The sequence below is a fragment of the Kitasatospora sp. NPDC094015 genome (genome assembly GCF_040304075.1).
Classification (GTDB): Bacteria; Actinomycetota; Actinomycetes; order Streptomycetales; family Streptomycetaceae; genus Kitasatospora.
This window is the reverse complement of the sequence record NZ_JBEOUL010000008.1, coordinates 98,798-118,568: the sequence shown is the minus strand read 5'-3', so window position 1 is coordinate 118,568 and position 19,771 is coordinate 98,798. Positions and strand designations below refer to the sequence as shown.

Below are 19,771 nucleotides of genomic sequence, written 5' to 3'. Positions count from 1 at the left end.
CGCCCCGCGCCCGGCCCGCCGCACGGCGGGCCGGGCGCACCCGCGCGCCGGGCGCGGGGGCCTCGGTCAGGCGCCGTGCGGGCGGTCGCGAACCAGCAGGACGGCCGTGCCCGCGGCCAGCAGGGCGCCGACGCCGGGGATCAGCACCGCCGTGTGCAGCGCGCCGGTGAAGGAGCCGGCCGCGGCGCCCGCGGTGAGGACCGTGCCGGTGATGCTCGACCCCAGGGTGCCGCCGACCTGGCGGAACAGGTTGAGCGTGCCGCCGGCCATGCCGCCCTCGGCGTGCGGCACGCTGATCACGGCGGCGGCCGTGCTCGGCGGCAGCACCAGGCCGGCGCCGGCGCCGAACAGGGCCATCCAGATCCCGACCGTCAGCGGCGAGGTGGTCGCGCTCTGGCCGGTCATCAGCAGCGCGCCGGAGGCGGCCAGCACCGACCCGACGCCGAGCGTCGCCTTGAAGCCGAACCGCCGCACCACCCGGCTGGCGAGCGGGCTGACCACCACGTACGAGGCCATCAGCCAGAGCATCAGCACCGCCGTGTCGAGGATCGACTCGTGCCGCACCCGCTCGAAGTAGAGCACCTGGGCGAAGGCCACCGCCACGAAGCCGTACTGGGTGACCAGAGCGACCAGGTTGGCGGCGCTGAAGGACGGGATCCGGAACAGCCGCAGGTGCAGCATCGGCGTGCGGGTGCGCGCCTCGATCAGCACGAAGGCGGCGATCGCGGCCGCGGCGAACGCGAACGCCCAGAGCGACTTCGGCTGCCCGTAGCCGTCGTGGCCGCCCTCGATCACCGCGTAGTTGAGCGCGCCGATCGCCAGCACGCCGACGACCAGGCCCGGCGGGTCCAGGTGGCGGCCCGGCTGGCGGCTCTCGGTGACGAAGAACGGGGTGAGCAGCAGGACCAGGACGCCCAGCACCACGTTGACCAGGAACACCGCGTGCCAGGAGAACTGCTCCAGGATCACGCCGGCGGACAGCGGGCCGATCGCCAGGCCGATGCCCGACACCGCGACCCAGATGCCGACGGCGGAGGTGCGCCGGTGCGGGTCGGTGAAGGAACTGGTCACGATCGACAGGCTGTTGGGCAGCACCATCGCACCGCCGACGCCCATCACGGCCTGGCCGACGATCACCCCGGTGCCGGAGTCGGCCAGGAAGACCAGCAGGCTGCCGAGCGCCAGCAGCCCCGCGCCGGCCGCGAAGACCCGGCGGCGGCCCAGGATGTCCCCGACCGTGCCGGCCGACAGCACCAGGCTGGCGACCACCATCGAGTAGATGCTCGCGGCCCAGACCAGGGCCGAGCCGGACAGGTGCAGGTCCTGCTGGATCGGGGCGAGCACGGTGGTGATCTGGGTGATGTTCACGAACATCGCCAGCTGCCCGAGGCAGACCACGACGAAGCCGGCCCACCGGCCCACCGCACGGCCCGCCGCACGGCCGGGCGCCGGACCGGCGACGAGCGGTCGATCGACGAGAGCGGTCATGAGAAATGTCCTTTCCGGACGGCGGCGACTGGGCCCGATTCAGCCGAGCACAACCGCCCCCACCTGCGGAAACCGTGGCACACCCGGCTCCGGCACGAGTTTTTCACAGACGCTAACACCGGGTGGAAACCGATCGGTACCGCAATACGCTGTGACGCAGCTCACAGCACCGTTTCACATATGCGGTACCACTCGGTACCATGGGTGCATGGAAAGCCTGAGGACGGCGGCGGACGCGCCGCGCGAGCGGATCCTGGCGGCGGCGGCCACGCTCTTCTACCGGCACGGCATCAACGCCACCGGGATCGGCGAGCTGGTCGAGGTGGCGGGCGTCTCGAAGCGGACGCTGTACCAGCAGTTCGCGAGCAAGGACGACCTGGTGGCGGCGTACCTCCAGCGGGCGACCCAGAGCGGACGACTGCTGGACCGCCGCCTGGAGCAGCCCGAACTCACCCCCCGGGAGCGGCTGCTGGCCCTCTTCGACCCGCCGCCGCCGACCTTCCGCGGCTGCCCGCTGCACAACGCCTCGGTCGAGCTCACCGAGCCCGGACACCCGGGCCGCGCGGTGATCGTCGCCTACAAGCGGCGGTTCCAGGAGCGGGTGACGGAGCAGGCACGGGCCGCCGGCGCCCGGGACCCGGAGGCGCTCGGCCGCCGGCTGTCCGTGCTCTTCGAGGGCGCAACGGCACTGGCCACCTCCCTCGACGACCGCGACGCAGCCTTCGACCACGCCCGCCCGCTGGCCCGGGCCGTGATCGAGGAAGCACTCCCGACCGACGGCTGACCGCATCCACGCTCTCGGACGGCGGACGCCGGCGGTGCGCTCAACCGCGCGGCCGAACCGCCGCCGTCCCCCCGCCCTGGTCGACCCCGACCCGGGCGATCAGGGCGTAGCGCTCGTCGGCGACCGGGCCGCCCCACAGCCGCACGTCCTCGCCGAGCGGTTCGATCCGCAGCTCGTCCACGAGCGGACGCAGCGCGGCGGCCAGGTCGGCCGCGCCGACCCCGCCGCCCCAGGGCAGCTGCTCCGCCCCGGCCACGTACGGCGCCGCGCCCTGCCCCGATTCGCGCCACCGGCCCTCGACCAGCACCAGCCGGCCGCCGGGCCGAAGGCGCTTCACCCATTCCCGCAAGGCGCTCTCGGGCTCGGGCAGCGTCCACACCAGGTGGCGGCAGAGCACGACCTCGAAGGTCTGCCCGCCGGTCGGCGGCAGCGCCGCGTCACCCACCAGGAACCGGCCCGGCAGGCCGGCCGCCGCGAACTTCTCGCGCGCCCGCCCGACCATCCCCGGCGCCAGGTCGACGCCGGTCACCCGGTGCCCGGCACCGGCCAGCAGCAGGGCGAGCGAACCGGTGCCGCAGCCCACGTCGAGGACATCGGCGGGCTCCCGCGGCACCCAGGCCGCCAGCCGGCGCGCCCAGGCGGCACGGGTGCTCGCATCCCGCAGCCCGTGGTCGGGCTCCTCGTCGAACGAGGAGGCGGCCGAGTCCCAGAAGGCGGCGATGGCGGCGGATCGGTCGGTCATGGCCGACATCCTCGCAGCCGGCACCGACAACCCCTGAGCGTGCCGCCCGCCCTCAGCCGGTATGGTCGGCCGCGCGGCGGGCGATGGCCAGGCCGCCCGGGGTGTCCCGGACCAGGCGGCCGAGCAGGTCGACCAGGGTCCGGGCCTGCTCCGGGTCGAGCCGCTCGGCCATGAACGCCGTCAGCGGGGCACCGGCCGCGCCCAGCCGGGCCAGTCGGGCGGCGCCCTCCGGGGCGAGCGCGAGGAGCACGGTGCGGCGGTCCTGCGCGCTCGGGGTCCGGGTGACCAGCTCGGCGCGGACCAGCGAGTCGACCAGGCGGCTCGGACTGCCGGCCTCGCAGACCAGCCGGCGGCCCAGCTCGGCGAGGGTCAGCTCGCCCGCGGCGTGCAGCACCTCGAGCACCTCGGCCTGCGCCGTGGTCAGCCCGACCTCGCGCAGCGAGGCGCCCAGCTGGCGGCTGCCCTCCCGCTGCGCGGCCAGGATCAGCAGGCGCGCCTCGGCCAACCACCCCGCGTGCTCGGGGCTCTCGGGCGAACTGTTCACGGGTGCTCCTGATCTCCCGCGCGGCCGGACGCGGGGTTGACAGCGGCTGCTCGGGTCCAGAATATTCAGTGACACGACATCGATGACACGACACTGATGACACTGCATCGATGTTGTGTCATGACGCCGCCATGCTACTGCCGCGGCCCCACCCGCCCCACCCCGAGAGAGGGCCCATGACCACCCCCGACATCCTCCTGATCGGCGCCTCCGGCACCGCCGGCCGGCTCACCGCCGTCGAACTCGCCGCCCGCGGCGCCCGCCTGGTGCTGGCCGGCCGCGACCCCGGGCGGCTCGCCGCGACCGCCGCCGCGCTGCCGCCCGGCTCGCCCGCCCCGGTCCTGCTGCCGCTCGACCTCGACGACCCGGCGGCCCTCGCCGCCGCCGTCGGCTCCGCCCGGCTCGTCCTCAACACCGTCGGCCCGTTCGCCCGGCTCGCCGGGGCCGTGATCGACGCCTGCCTGGCCGCCGGCACCCCGTACGTGGACCTCGCCAACGAGCTGACCGCCGTCCGCTCGCTGCTGGCGCGGGACTCCGCTGCCCGGGCGCGCGGCGTCACGCTGGTGACCGGCGCCGGCTTCGGGCCGGCCGTCACCGAGGCGCTGGTGCTGCGGCTGCGCGAGCGGGCGGGGGCACCGCTCGCCCGGGTCGAGGTCGCCTCGGCCGCCGTCACCGCGTACGCCACCGAAGGGGTCAGGACCACCGTCGCCGAGGCACTGGCCGACGGCACCGCGTACTACGCCAGCGGGCGGCTGGAGCACGCCCCGCTCGGCACCGGCCTGACCACCCTGCGGTTCGGCGGCGCCGAGCGCCGGATGCTGCCGGTGCCGGTCGGAGACCTGGAGACCGCCCACCGGGCCTCCGGCGGCGCCGGATCGGTGACCGCCTACGCCCCCGCCCCGGGCTCCCCCGCCACCGCCGGCGTCGACTCCTTCGCGTACGCCCGCGCCGTGGACCGGGCCGGCCGGCCGCTGACGGCCGAACTGCGCTGCGGCGAGGGCTTCGCCGTCAGCGCGGCGATCGCCGCCGGCACGGCGCTGCGGGTGCTGGCCGACGGCGCACCGGGCGCCTGGACCCCTGGCGCGCTGTACGGCCCCGCCCTGGTCGAGGCCGCCGGCTGCACAGTCACCCTGGACGCCGGCGCCCGCCGGCCGCAGGAGCACCGGTGACCCTGCCCGCCGGAGTGCTCCGGCTCGGCGACCCGCTGGTCAACTTCTACCTGGTCCAGGAGGGCACCGACCTCACCCTGGTCGATGCCGGACTGCCCGGCCACTGGCGGCGGTTGACCACCGAACTGGCCCGGATCGGCCGCTCGGTCCACGACATCCGGGCGGTCCTGGTCACCCACGGCCACCTCGACCACCTCGGCCTGGCCCGGCGGCTGAACCGCGAGGCCGGGGCCGAGGTCTGGGTGCACGAGGCGGACGCGCCGATCGTCCGTGCCCCGCTGCGGACCGCGCAGCACTGGCAGCCCGAGCGCTCGCTCGCCCGGTACGCGCTGCGCCGGCCGGCCGCGCTGCGCGCGCCGCTGCACCTGGCCCGGCTGGGCGCGGCGACCACCCGGGCGGTGCCCGACCCCAGGACCTTCCGCGGCGGCGAGCGCCTGGACCTGCCGGGGCGCCCTCTGGTGGTGCACGCGCCCGGCCACACCGCGGGCAGCTCCGCGGTGCTGCTGCCGGAGCACGGCGTCGCCTTCACCGGGGACGCCCTGGTCACCGCCGACACGGTCGGCGGGCGGAGCGGACCGTGCCTGATCTGCCGGGCCTTCACCCAGGACAGCTCCCTGGCGCAGGATTCGCTGCGGGTGCTGGCCGGCCTGGACGCGGACACCGTGCTCCCCGGCCACGGGGAGCCCTGGACGGCGGGCATCGCCGAGGCCGCCGACCTGGCGCTGGCGGCGGGCCTGCGCTGAGCGGGCGCCGGGGCGCGGCTCAGGCCCCGCGCAGCACCGGCCAGAGCACCCGGGGGTGGAACAGCGTGGTGGGTGCCTGGGTCAGGCCCATCACGGCGACGAAGGCCGCGCAGACGTTCTCGTCCACCGCGGCCCGGGCGATCACCCGGTCCAGGTAGCGGTGCTGGATCCGGACCGCGGCGCCGGACGGGCCGCCGGTCGTGGTCGGGAAGCGGACGTCCTCGCTGCTGGACATCAGCCAGGCGTCGGCCGAGGCGGCCGCCACCCCGCGACGCGCCTCCCGGGCGCCCGCGTGGCCGATGCCGTGGGCCCGCACGGCGTCCCGCAGCGCCCGGGCGCCGAAGACCGCGGTCGAAATGCCCTGCCCGTAGACCGGGTTGAAGGTGCAGGCGGCGTCGCCGACCACCACCAGGCCCTCCGGCGAGCGCCGCTCGTAGTGCCGTCGCACGCCCGGCCCGGGGCGGAACCCCCGGACCTCGCCGGCCGGTTCGGCGCCGGCCACCAGGTCGCGCAGGATCGGGTCGCGCAGGCGCTCCAGTTCGGCGGCGAACCCGGCCTCGCCCGGGGCGGGTTCGGCGCCCCGCATGCCGCCGACGGTGACCAGCCAGCGGTCCCCCTCGACCGGGAGCAGCACGCCGAACCGGGGCTGGTCGGGCGCCTTGGTCTGGAGGTAGATCGCCCGCTGGTCGGGATCGGCCCCGGCCGGCCGGTGGTAGAGCCGGCTGGCGTACGCCACCCCGGGGTCGACCCGCTCCTCGGGGGCCGGGGCGAAGCCGGCCGCGGTCAGCCAGTCCGGCAGGTCGGTGGAGCGGCCGGAGGCGTCCACCACCAGCTCGGCGGGGAGGTCGGTCGCGTCGCCGCCGGCCGCGCCCCTGGGGCGTACCCGGACACCGGTCACGGCGGCGCCGTCCCCGAGCAGGCCGAGCACGGCGGTGCCTTCCAGGAACTCGATCGACGGTTCGGCGCGGACCCGCTCCAGCACGGCGTGGTCGAGCACCGGGCGGGTGCAGGAGACGAAGGCGAGGCCGGAGCGGAACCGGGGCATCCAGCCGGCCGAGCTCAGCCAGGTCATGCCGTCGGGCACGTCGATCAGCCGGGCCTGCCGGGCGTCCAGCTCGGCGCCGATGCCGGGGAGCAGCTCCTCCAGCGCCCGGCGGCCGCCCTCCAGCAGCAGGTGGGCGTGGTGCCCCTGCGGGGCGCCGACGCGGACGTCCGCGCCGGCCGGGTAGCGGTCGCGCTCGACCACGACGATCCGGCGGGCCTTGCCGCGCAGCGCCCAGGCGGCCAGGATGCCGGCCAGCCCACCGCCGATCACGACCGCCGTGCCGTACCTGTCCGTGCTGGTGGTGCCCGAAGTCGCCATGCGCCCAGCTTAGGGCTTCGGGTCGGGCCGGACGGCCGCTGCGGCGGCGGTTGTTGAGCGGGGGTCAGCGCCCTGCCCGTCCGGACACCGCCGGGTGTCCGGACGGCGCGCGGGAGGGACGCGGAGGCGCGCGGGAGGGGCGCGCGGGAGTGCGGGTCACTCCTGCGGGACGGTCAGCTCCAGCCGGTCGAGGCGCTCGGGGTCGGCCAGGATGTCGATCTCCACGATCAGGCCGCGCACCACGGTGAACCCCATCACCGACAGCGGCTTGCCGCCCGGCGCGGTGACCAGCCCGGGGGCGCCGTTGACCAGCACCGGACGGGCGTACGCGGCGAACCGCGAGAAGGTGACGGCCTGGCCGGCCACCGCCCCGGCGCCGCGCACCAGCCGGGACATGCCGGCGGAGAGCGCGCCGCCGTCCGCGCGCAGCACCACGTCCGGGTCGAGCAGCGCGAGCAGGGCGTCGAAGTCGCCGCCGCGCGAGGCCGCGAGGAAGGCGCCGACCACCTCGCGCTGGCGCGGCAGGTCGTCCGGCACGGTCTCCCGGCCCTGCACCCGCCGGCGGGCCCGGCTGGCCAGCTGCCGGGCGGCGGCCGGGCTGCGGTCGACGATGGGGGCGATCTCGTCGAACGGCACGGCGAACATGTCGTGCAGCACGAAGGCCAGCCGCTCGGCCGGCGCCAGCGTCTCCAGCACCACCAGCAGCGCGAGGCCCACCGAGTCCGCCAGCACCGCCTGGTGCTCGGGGTCGACCCCGTCGGCGCCGCTGACGATCGGCTCCGGCACGTGCACGTCGAGCGGGTCCTCCCGGCGTGAGGAGCGCGAACGCAGCATGTCCAGCGAGACCCGGGCGACCACCGTGGTGAGCCAGCCGGCGAGGTTGTCGATGCCCGCGTCGTCCGAGCGGTTCAGCCGGAACCAGGCCTCCTGCACGGCGTCGTCGGCCTCGCTCAGCGAACCGAGCATCCGGTAGGCGACCGCCCGCAGGTGCCCCCGGTGCTCCTCGAACCGCTGCGCCAAGAGGTCGCGCCCGTCCATCTGCCGTCCCTTTCGTCGGTGTTCCCACCACCCTGACGCGCCAGGCGGTGCGGATGTGACCGAACGGTCCGGCCCCGGCCGAAAACCACTCGCACACGTGCCTCGGGGGGCGGCCCGTCGTTGAGCTGATGAATGGACAGCGTCCCCGTCCGGTCGACGGAGCACACCCACCGCGGGCGTCTGCGGGCGCCCGCCCGAGTGGTGGAACGGATGAACCAGGGAGTGCGTGAGATGGGCGTTGTACGCGACAGGCTGGCCGAGCTGGCGGGCGCCGACCGCGAGGCGTTCCTGTCGGAGCTGGTGGCCGCCGAGGTCAACGCCGTCCTGGGGCGGGACCGGCACCGGCGGGTGGCCGGCGCGCAGCCCTGGCGCAGCCTGGGGATCTATCGGGAGCTGGCCCGGGAGCTGCGCGGGCGGCTCGCCGAGCGGACCGGGCTGGCGCTGCCGGCCACCGTGCTGTTCGACTGCCCGACCCCGGACGCGCTGGCGGGCTTCCTGCGGGCCGGGCTGCTCGGCGAGCGGGTGAGCATCCCGGTGCCCGCCGCCGAGGGCGGCCGCAGCCCGGCCGATCCGGTGGTGGTGGTCGGGATGGCCTGCCGCTACCCGGGCGGGGTCCGCTCCCCCGAGGAGCTGTGGCAGCTGCTGGCGGCGGGCCGCGACGCGGTCGGCGGCTTCCCGCGCAACCGCGGCTGGGACCTGGCCGGGCTGTACCACCCGGATCCGGCGCACTCCGGCACGACGTACACCCGCGAGGGCGGGTTCGTGCACGACGCGGACGAGTTCGACGCCGCGTTCTTCGGGATCGGCCCGCGCGAGGCGACCGCGATGGACCCGCAGCAGCGGCTGCTGCTGGAGGCGTCCTGGGAGGCGGTGGAGCGGGCCGGGATCGACCCGCTGGCGCTGAAGGGCACCCGCTCCGGGGTCTTCGTCGGCATCGCGTACCAGGACTACGGCCCCGGCTGGCACGAGGCGCCCGAGGAGTACGAGGGGCACCTGCTGATGGGCAGTCTGACCAGTGCCGCCTCCGGCCGGATCGCGTACACCCTGGGCCTGGAGGGCCCGGCGCTGACCGTGGACACCGCCTGCTCCTCCTCGCTGGTGGCGCTGCACCTGGCGGTCCAGTCGCTGCGCGCGGGCGAGTGCTCGCTCGCGCTGGCCGGCGGGGCCCAGGTGATGGCGACGCCCGGGGTGTTCCTGGAGTTCAGCCGCAAGCGCGGGCTGTCCCCGAGCGGGCGCTGCCGGTCGTTCTCGGAGCAGGCCGACGGCACCGGCTGGGCCGAGGGGGTCGGTGTGGTGGTGCTGGAGCGGCTGTCCGACGCCCGGCACAACGGGCACCGGGTACTGGCGCAGATCCGCGGCAGCTCGGTGAACCAGGACGGTGCCAGCAACGGGCTGACCGCGCCCAACGGCCCGGCGCAGCAACGGATGATCCGGCAGACCCTGGCCAACGCCGGGCTCGCCGCGCACGAGGTGGACGCGGTCGAGGCGCACGGCACCGGCACCGCGCTCGGCGACCCGATCGAGGCGCAGGCGCTGCTCGCCACCTACGGCCAGGGGCGTCCGGCCGACCGGCCGCTGCTGCTGGGCTCGATGAAGTCGAACATCGGGCACTCCAAGGCGGCCGCCGGGATCGGCGGGGTGATCAAGATGGTGCTGGCGCTGGAACGCGGCCGGCTGCCGCGCACCCTGCACGCCGAGGAAACGTCCCGTCAGGTGGACTGGACGGCCGGGGCGGTCGAGGTGCTCGGCCGGGACCGGGCCTGGCCGGAGACCGGACGGCCCCGGCGGGCCGCCGTCTCGGCCTTCGGGGTGAGCGGCACCAACGCGCACGTGATCCTCGAACAGGCGCCGCCGCAGGTGAAGTTGCCCGCCCAGGCCGGGCCCCGGCCCGAGCCGGCTGCCCCCGTCCCCTGGGTGGTCTCCGGCCGGAGCGAGGCGGCGCTGCGCGGCCAGGCCGAGCGGCTCCACGCACACCTGCGCGCCCACCCGGGGCTGGGCGCGGCGGAGGTCGGCCTCACGCTGGCCGGGCGCAGCCGGTTCGACCACCGGGCGGTGCTGGTCGGTGGCGGGCGGCCGGAGCTGATGGACGCGCTGGCCGCGCTGGCCGACGGCCGCCCGCGCCCCGGGCTGTACCAGGGGGTGGCCGGCGGGGCCGGCCGGCTGGCCTTCCTGTTCACCGGCCAGGGCAGTCAACGCCCGGCGATGGGGCAGGAGTTGTACGCGGCCCACCCGGTCTTCGCGGCCGCCTTCGACGCGGTCTGCGACGCGGTGGACGGCAGTCGCGGCCCGCGCCCGGCGCGCCCGGTCCGCGAGGTGCTGCTGGCCGCCCCGGGCAGCGCGGAGGCCGCCCTGCTGGAGCGCACCGAGTACGCGCAGGTCGCGCTGTTCGCCCTGGAGGTGGCGCTGTTCCGCCAGCTGGAGGCCTGGGGCGTGCGGCCCGACCTGCTGCTCGGGCACTCGGTCGGCGAGCTGGCGGCCGCCCACGTGGCCGGCGTGTGGTCGCTGCCGGACGCCGCCACGGTGCTGGCCGCCCGGGCCCGGCTGATGCAGGACTGCCGCGCGGACGGTGCGATGGTCGCGATCGCCGCGACCGAGGCCGAGGTACGGGCGACGCTGGCGGGCCGCGCGCACCTGGTGGACGTGGCGGCGGTCAACGGGCCGCTCGCGACCGTGGTGTCCGGCGACGCGGAGGCCACCCTGGAGCTGGCCCGGCAGTGGGCGGCGCGCGGGCGGCGCACCAAGCGGCTCCCGGTCGCCCAGGCGTTCCACTCCCCCCACACGGACGGCATGCTGGCCGCGTTCCGGCAGGTGGTCGCGGGCGTCACCGCGCACCCGGCGCGGATCCCGCTGCTCTGCACCCTCACCGGCCGGCCGGCCACCGACCGGGAGCTCGCCGACCCGGACCGCTGGGCCCGCCAGGCGCGCGGCGCGGTCCGCTTCCTGGACGGCATGCGCGGCCTCCAGGAGCGGGGCGCCACCCACTTCCTGGAGCTCGGGCCGGATCCGGTGCTGACCGCACTCGGGCACGACTGCCTGGACCACGGCGCGGAGACCCGCCCGGTGCTGCTCGCCGCCCAGCAGGGCGGCCGCGGCGAGGCCGGCACGCTGGCCGAGGCGGTGGCCCGGCTGCACGTGGCCGGGGTGCCGGTGGACTGGTCGGCGCAGTTCGGCCGGGCCGGGCGGGTGGACCTGCCGACGTACGCCTTCCAGCGGCGGCGCTACTGGCTGGAGCCGCCGCGGCTGCGGGCCGGGGCGGGGGCGGCGCAGGACCGGGGGCCCGGCCGGTACCGGGTGGGCTGGCAGCCGATGGCGGACCGGCCCGGTCGCCCGCTCGGCGGTCGCTGGCTGGTGGTGGTGCCGGGCGCGGTCCCGGACGGCTTCGCCGCGCGGGTGCTCGGCGCGCTGGCGGGAGCCGGGGCCGAGGCCGTGCCGCTGGCCTTCGGCGGTGGGCCGGCGGGCGGGTACCGGCAGCCGGCCGAACTGCTGGCCGCGGCCCGGGCCGCCGGGGCGCCGTTCGACGGCGTGCTCTCGCTGCTGGCCCGCGACGGGTCGCCGGACGCCGGGCACCCGGTGCTGGCCGGTGGGCTGGCGGCCGAATTCGCCCTGGCCCGGGCGCTGGCCGACCTCGGGTGGCGGTGCCCGCTGTGGTGCGTGACCGATGGGGCCGTCTCCGTCGGGGCCGGCGATCCGGCCGGTGAGCCCGCCCGGGCGATGCACTGGGGGCTCGGACGGACCCTCGCGCTGGAGCGGCCGGCCGGCTGGGGCGGTCTGGTGGACCTGCCGCCGGAGCCCGCAGCGCAGGACCTGGCCGCGCTGTGCGCGGTGCTCGCGGGCGGCCACGGCGAGGACCAGATCGCCGTGCGCGGCGGTCGGCGGTCGGTGCGCCGCCTGCTGGCGGCCGGTCCGGCCGGGCCCGGCCGGTGGCGCCCGCGCGGGACGGTACTGGTCACCGGCGGCACCGGTGCCCTCGGCGGCCGGGCCGCCCGCTGGCTGGCCGCGAACGGCGCGAGCCGGCTGGTGCTGGTCGGCCGGCGGGGCCCGGAGGCCCCCGGCGCCGCCCGGCTGGCCGCCGAACTGGCCGCCGCCGGCGCGGAGGTGACGGTGGTCGCCTGCGACGTCGCCGACCGGGCCGCGCTGGCCGCGGTGCTGGCCCCACTGGCCGGCGAGCTGACGGCGGTGGTGCACGCCGCCGGGATCAGCGGCCGGTTCGTCCCGTTCACCGAGACCGAACCGGCCGAGTTCGCCGAGGTGGTCCGGGCCAAGGTGGCCGGCGCGGTGCACCTGGACGAGCTGCTCGCGGGGGTGCCGCTGGACGCCTTCGTCACCTTCGCCTCGATCGCCGGGGTCTGGGGCAGCGGCGGCCAGGCCGCGTACGGCGCCGCCAACGCCTTCCTGGACGCGCTGGCGCACCGCCGCCGGGCGGCCGGGTTGGCCGCCACCTCGGTGGCCTGGGGCCCGTGGGCGCAGGAGGGGATGGCCGCCGATCCGGCGGTCGCCGACCACCTGCGCCGGCGCGGCCTGGTGCCGATGGAGCCGCAGGCCGCGGACGAGGCGCTGTGGCAGGCGGTGGCGGCCGGGGAGAGCGCGACCACGGTGGCCGAGGTGGACTGGGAACGGTTCGTCACGGCCTTCACCGCGGCCCGGCCGAGCCGGCTGTTCGACGAGCTGCGGCCCGCCCGCCCGGTGGCGGAGCCGCAGGCCGTACCGGCGACCGTCACCGCCGGGCCGGACTTCGCCGCGATGGCGCAGGCGCAGCGGCCCGACGCGCTGCTGGCGCTGGTCCGGGCCCGGGCGGCCGCGCTGCTCGGCCACGCCTCGCCCGAGGACATCGATCCGGCCCGCAGCCTGCTCGACCAGGGCTTCGACTCGCTGGCGGCGGTGCGGCTGTGCCAGGAGCTGGCGGCGGCGACCGGCCTGCGGCTGCCCACCCCGATGGTGTTCGAGCACCCGACCGCCCGGGCGCTGGCCCACCACCTCAGCGCGGAGTTGGCCCGGGCCGCGGCGCCGGCCCCGGCCGCACCCGAGCCGGAGCCCGCCGGCGGGTGGTCGGGCAGCATCCGCCGGCTCTACCGCCGGGCCTGCGCGGACAACCGCTACCTGGACGGGCTGGAGCTGCTGAGCGCCGCGGCGCGGATCCGGCCGGTGTTCCGGAGCCTGGAGGAGCTGCCGCCGCGGCCGGGCCCGGTCCGGTTGGCGGAGGGCCCACCGGAGCAGCCGGCGCTGGTCTGCCTGCCGCCCATCATCGCGCCCTCCGGCCCGCACAACTACGCCCGGCTGGCCGCACAGCTCGGCGGCCGGCGCGAGGTGTACGCGTACACCCATCCGGGGTTCGGCGACGGCCAGGCGCTGCCCGCCGGTTGGGACCTGATCGTCGACCTGCACGCGCGGACCCTGCGGCGGGACTTCGGCGACCGCCCGTACGCGCTGGCCGGCTACTCCTCCGGGGGCTGCTTCGCGCACGCGGTGACGGACCGGCTGGAGAGCCTGGGCGCCGGGCCGGCCGGGGTGGTCCTGCTGGACTCGCTGCCGCTGGTGGCGGGCTCCTGGGACCGGATCCGGCCGCTGTTCCGCAGCATGGCGCTGGACGAGCAGGCGTTCGCGCTGATGACGGACGACCAGCTCACCGCGATGGCCCACCACCTGCACCTGTTCGAGGGCTGGAAGCCGAACCGGCTGGACACCCCGATGCTGATGGTGCGGGCCGCCGACCCCGTCCCGGGCTGGGAGGAGGGTCTGCTCACCGACCAGGACTGGGACGGTGTGTGGCATCACGGCCACCGCACCGTGCAGGTCCCCGGCGACCACTGGTCGCTGATGAACGAGAACGCCGACTCGACGGCCGAGGCGGTCCACGCCTGGCTGCTCGGCGCCACCACCGCCAGGGCGTGACACCGGGTCACCCCGGAGAAGGAAACACCACCATGGAGACAGCACAGGACCCGTCCGCCGGCGCGCACCCGGGATCGGCGGGCGGCTACGGCACCGGCATGCTCAGCAAGGACCTGCCGACCGAGTTCGACCGGCTCCGGGCGCTGGAGCGCGCGATGGACCCCACCTCGATCGCCGTGCTCGACGGCCTCCCGGTCCAACCCAACTGGCACTGCCTGGAGATGGGCGCCGGCGCCGGGTCGATGGCGTACTGGCTGGCCAAGCAGTGCCTGGCCGGCCGGGTGGTGGCCGCCGACCTCGACCCGCGCTTCCTGGACCAGCGCCGGGCCGCCCACCTGGAGGTCGCCCGGCTCGACCTGGCGCGGGCCGAGTTCGCGCCCGGCTCGTTCGACCTGATCCACAGCCGCGCGGTGCTCTCGCACATCCCGGAGCGGGACCGGATCCTGCGCTCGGCCGTGGGCTGGCTCCGGCCGGGCGGCTGGCTGGTGGTGCAGGACTTCGTGCTGCTGCCGCCGGAGCCGGCCGCGGCCTCGCCGCTGACGCCGTTCATCGAGGCAATGATCCTGGGCGGTCCCGCGCAGGGCAACGACTCCCGGTGGACCCGCCGGATGCCGGCCGAGCTGGCCGCGCTCGGGCTGGAGGGTCTGCAGCTGCGGACCACTCCGCTGACCGCCGGGTTGGGCGGTCCGGCCGACGAGCTGTGGCGGATCTCGCTGGGCCAGCTCGGCCCGGTCTTCGTCGAGCGGGGCACCATGACCCAGGAGCAGGTGGACACCCTGGCGCTGGCGCTGGAGCGCCGGTCGCTGGTCGACCTGTCGTTCCTGTTCGTCTCGGCCTGGGCCAGGCGTCCCCGGGTCGGCCGCCAGCGCTGACCACCGGTCACCGCCCGTGTCCTGACCCGTCCCGCGCCGCCGCGCGGGGCGGGTCAGGTGGCGTCCGGCGCCAGGCCGGTGGCCCCGACCACGTGGCGCAGCGCCGGTTCGGCCAGCCGGCCGTGCAGTTCGAGGAAGAGCCGGCGGGCCTCGACCGCGTTCCAGTCGGCGGGGAGCAGTTCGGTCGGCAGCCCGGGGTCGAGGTAGGGCAGGCGGCGCCAGTCGTTCAGCATCGGGACGTAGTCGCGGAAGGCCTCGACGTCGTCGATCCGCGGGTAGGGCCGGAGTTCGTCGGCGACCGGCTGGTAGGTGTCGGTGAAGGCGGCGTACTGGGCCTCGATGGCCGGGAAGTCCCACCAGGAGCTGACGGCCCGCCCGAGTTCGGCGAAGCCGGCGTACTCCGAGGTGAAGAGGTGGACGTAGGCGCTCAGGCCGAGCCGTTCCAGCATCCGCCGGGCGTCGGGGAGCAGCCGGGCGGGGGCCAGCCAGACGCCGGGGGCGGCGTTGCCGAAGCCGAGCCAGCTGAGCCGGGAGCGCAGCTGGTGGCGGTGGGCGCGCTCGGACTCCGGTACCGAGAACACCGCGAGCACCCAGCCGTCGGCCAGCCGGGCCGGTTCGAGGCTGCCGAAGATCCGGCGGTCGCCCTCGGCGAAGACCGGCTCCACGGCGGGGCTGAGCCGGTAGCCGGTGGCGTCCCGGCGTTCCTGGACGAGGGTGCCGCCCTTCTTCAGCCGGGAGATCGCGGACCGGACGGCGGGCGCGTCGACGTCCAGTTCGGCCATCAGGGTGATCAGGTCGGCGATCGAGATCCAGCCGCCGAGCCGGCGGACGAACTCGCCGTAGACCGTGCTGATCAGGGCGCTGGGCCGGGTCGCGGTCTCCGCCATGCTCGCCTTCCTCGGTGGATGATCCGGTGATCATACCGAGCTGCCCCGGGGCCCGGCGGGCATCGCCCGGGGCGTCCGCCTGAGCCGGGCCGACCCGGGCCGATCGGCCGTCGGGGTGAGCGGTGCTCAGCCGCCGGCGACGGCCTGCTCGGTCCAGATCGTCTTCCCCGAACGGGTGAACCGGCTGCCCCACCGGTCGGCGAGCTGGGCGACCAGGAACAGGCCGCGACCGCCCTCGTCGGTGTCCCGGGCGCGGCGCAGCCGGGGCTGGGTGCTGCTGGGGTCGGACACCTCGCAGACCAGTACCCGGTCCCGGATCAGCCGCAGGCCGACCGGGCCGCCCGCGTAGCGGATGGCGTTGGTGACCAGCTCGCTGACCACGAGTTCGGTGACGAAACCGAGGTGCTCCAGGTGCCAGGCGGCCAGCTGGCCGACCACCAGCTCGCGGGCCCGGCCGACCACCGCCAGGTCGGCCTCCAGCTGCCACTCGGCGACGTGGTCGGGCGGCAGTTCGTGGGTGCGGGCGAGCAGCAGGGCCACGTCGTCGGTGGGGACGGCCGGCAGCAGCCGGTCGAAGACCGTCCGGGTCACCTCGTCCAGCGGCAGCCCGGGGCGGGTGGTGTCGCCGAGCGCGCGGCAGAGCCGGTCGGTGCCCTCGTCGATGTCGCCGAGGTCGCCGTCCCGGCTGCGGACCAGGCCGTCGGTGAACAGCGCCAGCACGGTCTGCGGCGCCACCTCGAACTCGGCCACCTCGAACGGCATCCCGCCGACCCCCAGCGGCGGCCCGGGGACCAGGTCGAGCGGCACGGCCGGTGCGCCGGGCGCCGCCACCACCGGGGCCGGGTGGCCGGCGGTCGCCACGGCGCAGCGGCCGGCCACCGGGTCGTAGACGGCGTACAGGCAGGTGGCGCCGAGCACCGCGGGTTCGGCGCGGTAGGTCCGGGCGTCCTGCTCGCTGGAGAAGCCGAGCACCAGGTCGTCGAGGTGGGTCAGCAGCTCGCCGGGTTCGAGGTCGAGGTCGGCCAGGGTCTGCACGGCGGTGCGCAGCCGGGCCATCGCGGCGGTGGCGCCGAGCCCGTGGCCGACCACGTCGCCGACCACGAAGGCGACCCGCAGCGAGGGCAGCGGGATGACGTCGAACCAGTCGCCGCCGACGCCCGCGCCGCCACCGGCCGGCTGGTACATCCCGACCGTCTCGGCCGCCGCCAGCCGGGAGACCGAGTGCGGCAGCAGGCTGCGCTGGAGCGCGACCGCGACCCGGCGCTCCTTGGTGTAGCGGCGGGCGTTGTCGACGCTGAGCGCGGCCCGGGAGGCCACCTCGGCGAGCACGGTGGCGTCCTCCTCGTCGAACGCGGACGGTTCCCGGCCGCGCCACAGGGTGAGGCAGCCGAGCACCAGGCCCCGGGCGAACAGCGGCACGGCGACGAAGGAGAGCGCGCCCTCGGGGGCGAACACCCGCAGCTCCTCCGGGGCCAGCCCGCCGGACGCCCGGAGCCGGTCCAGGTCGCCGACCAGGACCGGGCGGCCGTCCAGCAGGGGGCGCAGCAGCGGGTTGTCGGCGGTGGGCGGCAGGAGGTCGCCGACCGGGGGGAGGTGCTCGGCGGAGACCTCCGCGCCGCGGGCGGCGGCCACCCGGCGCAGCCGTACCCCGCCGCCGGCGGTGAGCAGCGGCGGCTCGTCGCCCTGCAGGACGGTCTCGGCCAGGTCGACGGCGGCCAGGTCGGCGAAGGCGGGGACGAGCAGGTCGACCAGGGTCTCGGCGGTGTCGACCATGTCGAGGGAGGCGCCGATGCTGCCCGCGGCGGCGTGCGAGAGGGTCGCCCGGCGGTTGTCCCCGTCCCGGCGGGTGCCGTGGGACGTGCGCCGGTCCGGGCCGACGGCACCGGTGGGACCCTCCGCGGGCGGCTCGGCGGGGCCGGGGGTGACGGGGGCGAGCAGGACCAGCCAGTGCCCGGGGCCGCCCGGCTCCGCCGCGCTCCCGGCGGTCAGCGGCGCCACCGTGCAGGCCAGCTCCAGCGGGCGGCCGGCCGCGTCGTGCACGGTGGTCCGAACGGGTGGCCGCGGGGCCGGATCGGCGCCGGGTGCGGGCAGCAGGCCGACCATCGGCGCGCAGGGGGTGCCGGGTGCGCAGTCCAGCAGGGCGGCGGCCGCGGGCGTGCAGAGGAGGACCGTGCCGAGCCCGTCGATCACCACCGCCGCGGAGCCGTCCGCCGCGGCGAGCTGCCGGCCCGGGCTGTCGCCCTCGGATTCGCGCATACCGCCCCGTTCCTCGCTCGGCCCTCGGGTCTCATTCTGACCCGCGGCCCGCAGCCCGGCGACCGTACGCGCAGGTGCAGTTGGCCCCGCGCCGCCGAAGCGCCCGCCGTGCCACCGGTCGGCGCGGGCCGGGGGCGCACGCGCCCGTAGGCTACACTCCGTAGTTCTCCGATCACTCATCCACGACCACCGGTGTGCGAGAACCCATGCTTTGGCAGTCCGACCAGGGGCCGGCCCGGCCGTCACCACCGCGCGCGGGCTGGGTGGGCCGCCTGACCCGGCGGGCGGCGGCGCCAACGCCCCGGCGGCCGCCGCAACCGCCGAGCGCCGCGCAGCTGCTGCTCGCCGCCGAGCCCGCGTTGGTGGTGGACCGGGGCCTGCTCGCCGAGGTGCGGGACGACCTGACGCCGGCCGGCGCCCGGGCCGCCAATCTGGAGCTGGCCTGCGCCGCACTGCGGGCCGGTGGCGTCCGGTACGCGCTGGTGCCCGACGCCCGGCGGCCGGAGGAGCCCGAGCGGCACCACGTCGCGGTGCCGGCCGAGCGGCGGGGCGCGGCGCTGCGGGCCCTGGAGGAGGCCTGCGCCGGGCGGCACGTGTACCTCGAGCCGGTGGGCTGGGGGCCCGGCCCCGGGCCGCTGCTGGCGCCGGGGCTGCGGGCCGCCGTCGGGCGGCAGGAGGCGGGCGCGGCGGACGAGCCGGAGCAGCGGCTGGTGCGGGGCGTGCGGGTGTTCCGGCCGGTGGTCACCGGGTCGCGGACCGTGCGGTACGGGCCGGAGCAGGGCTGCGAGGTCAAGTTCTGGCAGCCGGCCGGCCCCGGCGGGGGCCGGCTCGTCCCGTACGGGGACTCGCGGGCCGGCTGGTGGGTGCCGTCGCTGGAGCCGGCCGGTACCGTCCGGGTGGCGGGGCGGCGCCATCCGGTGCCGGCGGCCTTCGCCCGGCGGCTGATCGACGACGTGGACTTCCCGATCGACGCGGTCTACACCTGGGTGGACGACACCGACCCGCGCTGGCGGGCCGAGCGGGCCCGGCGGGCCGCCGCCGGCGGCGGGAGTGGTGGCGGGGGCGGGCCGGCCGGGCCGCCGCCCGGCAGCGAGCCGCAGCGCTTCCGCAACCGGGACGAACTCCGGTACAGCCTGCGCTCGCTGGCCCTGTACGCGCCGTGGATCAGGCGGGTGCACCTGGTCACCGACGAGCAGGTGCCGGCCTGGCTGGCGGCCGAGCACCCGGGTCTGACCGTGGTGTCCCACCGGGCGCTGTTCGGCGACCCGGCGGTGCTGCCGGTGTTCAACTCCCGGGCGATCGAGTCGCAGTTGCACCGGATCGAGGGCCTGTCCGAGCACTTCGTCTACTTCAACGACGACGTCTTCCTCGGCCGCGAGCTGGGGCCCGGCTTCTTCTTCCAGAGCAACGGCGCGGCCCGGATCTTCCAGGACGGCGTGATCCCGCCGGACGCCCCGCGCCCCGGCGAGGACACCTACGTCGCCGGCCAGAAGAACACCCGGGACGCCGTCGCCCGGCGCTACGGGCGCAGCCCCACCAGGACCCTGAGCCACGCGCCGCGGGCGGCCCACCGGAGCCTGCTGCGCCGCAACGCGCGCCGGTTCGCGGCCGAGCTGGCCCGGACGGCCGCCGAGCCGTTCCGCGGCCACCGCAGCCTCTCCCCGCTCACGCTGTACGGCTACACGGCGTACCTGGAGGGGCGGGCCGTGTTCGCCGAGCCGGACGAGCGGTTCGTGGACATCGGCGACCCGGCCGCGCTGGCGGGGCTGTCCGAGCTGCTGGAGCGGCGGGACGCCGCCGTGTTCTGCCTGAACGACGTGACCACCGGCGTGGTCGACCCGGTGCGGCAGGACGCGGCCGTCCGCGCGTTCCTGGAGGGCTACTTCCCGGTCGCCGGCCCGTTCGAGCGGCCGCCCGTCCGGCTGCCGCGGCCGGCCGCCGCGGGGCGGGAGGAAGGCGGGGGCGGGGTGGCGTCCGGGCGCGGCTGACCGGTGCC

The 19,771-nt window shown here is 77.0% G+C and carries 12 protein-coding genes and 1 pseudogene; 6 read left to right on the top strand and 7 right to left on the bottom strand.

Translation table 11 applies throughout. The annotated features are described in order from the left end of the window. Window positions 1–66 precede the first annotated feature (66 nt). Complete coding sequence (locus ABT014_RS12975; RefSeq protein ID WP_350638757.1) at window positions 67–1,488, bottom strand: MFS transporter; 1,422 nt, start codon at window positions 1,486–1,488, stop codon at window positions 67–69. Window positions 1,489–1,696: 208 nt separating this feature from the next. On the opposite strand from ABT014_RS12975, the gene ABT014_RS12970 reads away from it, so the two are divergent. After that, window positions 1,697–2,272, top strand: a complete 576-nt coding sequence (locus tag ABT014_RS12970) for a TetR/AcrR family transcriptional regulator (protein WP_350638756.1) — start codon at window positions 1,697–1,699, stop codon at window positions 2,270–2,272. Window positions 2,273–2,312: 40 nt separating this feature from the next. Here ABT014_RS12970 and ABT014_RS12965 read toward each other — a convergent pair whose 3' ends face one another. Further along, window positions 2,313–3,014, bottom strand: coding sequence for a class I SAM-dependent methyltransferase (locus ABT014_RS12965; protein ID WP_350638755.1), 702 nt, complete (start codon window positions 3,012–3,014; stop codon window positions 2,313–2,315). A gap of 52 nt (window positions 3,015–3,066) precedes the next feature. After that, on the bottom strand, window positions 3,067–3,558 hold the full coding sequence (locus ABT014_RS12960) for a MarR family winged helix-turn-helix transcriptional regulator (RefSeq protein WP_350638754.1): 492 nt from the start codon (window positions 3,556–3,558) through the stop codon (window positions 3,067–3,069). Between the two features lie 176 nt (window positions 3,559–3,734). On the opposite strand from ABT014_RS12960, the gene ABT014_RS12955 reads away from it, so the two are divergent. Both ABT014_RS12955 and ABT014_RS12950 read left to right on the top strand, forming a co-directional pair. Next, window positions 3,735–4,727 carry a saccharopine dehydrogenase NADP-binding domain-containing protein gene (locus tag ABT014_RS12955; protein WP_350638753.1) on the top strand — a complete coding sequence of 331 codons (993 nt, stop codon included), beginning with the start codon at window positions 3,735–3,737 and terminating at the stop codon, window positions 4,725–4,727. Next, entirely contained in the window at window positions 4,724–5,470 is a 747-nt protein-coding gene (locus ABT014_RS12950) for an MBL fold metallo-hydrolase (RefSeq protein WP_350638752.1), read from the top strand. The genes ABT014_RS12955 and ABT014_RS12950 overlap by 4 nt, the downstream gene beginning before the upstream one ends. Window positions 5,471–5,489: 19 nt before the next feature. Here the strand turns inward: ABT014_RS12950 and ABT014_RS12945 are convergent, their stop codons facing one another. Together ABT014_RS12945 and sigJ are read right to left on the bottom strand one after the other, a co-directional pair. Then, window positions 5,490–6,833 (bottom strand): NAD(P)/FAD-dependent oxidoreductase, encoded by a 1,344-nt coding sequence (locus ABT014_RS12945; RefSeq protein WP_350638751.1) that lies wholly within the window; start codon window positions 6,831–6,833, stop codon window positions 5,490–5,492. A gap of 156 nt (window positions 6,834–6,989) precedes the next feature. Then, window positions 6,990–7,871, bottom strand: coding sequence for an RNA polymerase sigma factor SigJ (gene sigJ / locus ABT014_RS12940; protein ID WP_350638750.1), 882 nt, complete (start codon window positions 7,869–7,871; stop codon window positions 6,990–6,992). Window positions 7,872–8,120: 249 nt separating this feature from the next. Between sigJ and ABT014_RS12935 the strand changes: the two are divergent. Both ABT014_RS12935 and ABT014_RS12930 read left to right on the top strand, forming a co-directional pair. Then, window positions 8,121–13,760: pseudogene (locus tag ABT014_RS12935) on the top strand (type I polyketide synthase); the annotation flags it as partial. Between the two features lie 32 nt (window positions 13,761–13,792). Beyond that, window positions 13,793–14,632 (top strand): methyltransferase domain-containing protein, encoded by an 840-nt coding sequence (locus ABT014_RS12930; RefSeq protein ID WP_350638748.1) that lies wholly within the window; start codon window positions 13,793–13,795, stop codon window positions 14,630–14,632. Between the two features lie 53 nt (window positions 14,633–14,685). Here ABT014_RS12930 and ABT014_RS12925 read toward each other — a convergent pair whose 3' ends face one another. Both ABT014_RS12925 and ABT014_RS12920 read right to left on the bottom strand, forming a co-directional pair. Beyond that, a complete protein-coding gene (locus ABT014_RS12925) occupies window positions 14,686–15,519 on the bottom strand; it encodes a PaaX family transcriptional regulator (RefSeq protein ID WP_350638747.1) in 834 nt (277 codons plus the stop codon). A 126-nt stretch (window positions 15,520–15,645) separates the two neighbouring features. Beyond that, entirely contained in the window at window positions 15,646–17,775 is a 2,130-nt protein-coding gene (locus tag ABT014_RS12920) for a SpoIIE family protein phosphatase (protein ID WP_350638746.1), read from the bottom strand. 194 nt (window positions 17,776–17,969) lie between these two features. Here ABT014_RS12920 and ABT014_RS12915 point away from each other — a divergent pair, with 194 nt between their 5' ends. Then, entirely contained in the window at window positions 17,970–19,763 is a 1,794-nt protein-coding gene (locus ABT014_RS12915; protein ID WP_350638745.1) for a stealth family protein, read from the top strand. The last annotated feature ends 8 nt before the right edge of the window (window positions 19,764–19,771 follow it).

Bases quoted from the DNA above. Each gene is read 5' to 3' on its own strand.
- ABT014_RS12925 (WP_350638747.1), bottom strand. From the start codon at position 15,519: ATGGCGGAGACCGCGACCCGGCCCAGCGCCCTGATCAGCACGGTCTAC.
- ABT014_RS12970 (WP_350638756.1), top strand. From the start codon at position 1,697: ATGGAAAGCCTGAGGACGGCGGCGGACGCGCCGCGCGAGCGGATCCTG.
- ABT014_RS12975 (WP_350638757.1), bottom strand. From the start codon at position 1,488: ATGACCGCTCTCGTCGATCGACCGCTCGTCGCCGGTCCGGCGCCCGGC.
- ABT014_RS12965 (WP_350638755.1), bottom strand. From the start codon at position 3,014: ATGACCGACCGATCCGCCGCCATCGCCGCCTTCTGGGACTCGGCCGCC.
- ABT014_RS12945 (WP_350638751.1), bottom strand. From the start codon at position 6,833: ATGGCGACTTCGGGCACCACCAGCACGGACAGGTACGGCACGGCGGTC.
- ABT014_RS12930 (WP_350638748.1), top strand. From the start codon at position 13,793: ATGGAGACAGCACAGGACCCGTCCGCCGGCGCGCACCCGGGATCGGCG.
- ABT014_RS12955 (WP_350638753.1), top strand. From the start codon at position 3,735: ATGACCACCCCCGACATCCTCCTGATCGGCGCCTCCGGCACCGCCGGC.
- ABT014_RS12920 (WP_350638746.1), bottom strand. From the start codon at position 17,775: ATGCGCGAATCCGAGGGCGACAGCCCGGGCCGGCAGCTCGCCGCGGCG.
- sigJ (WP_350638750.1), bottom strand. From the start codon at position 7,871: ATGGACGGGCGCGACCTCTTGGCGCAGCGGTTCGAGGAGCACCGGGGG.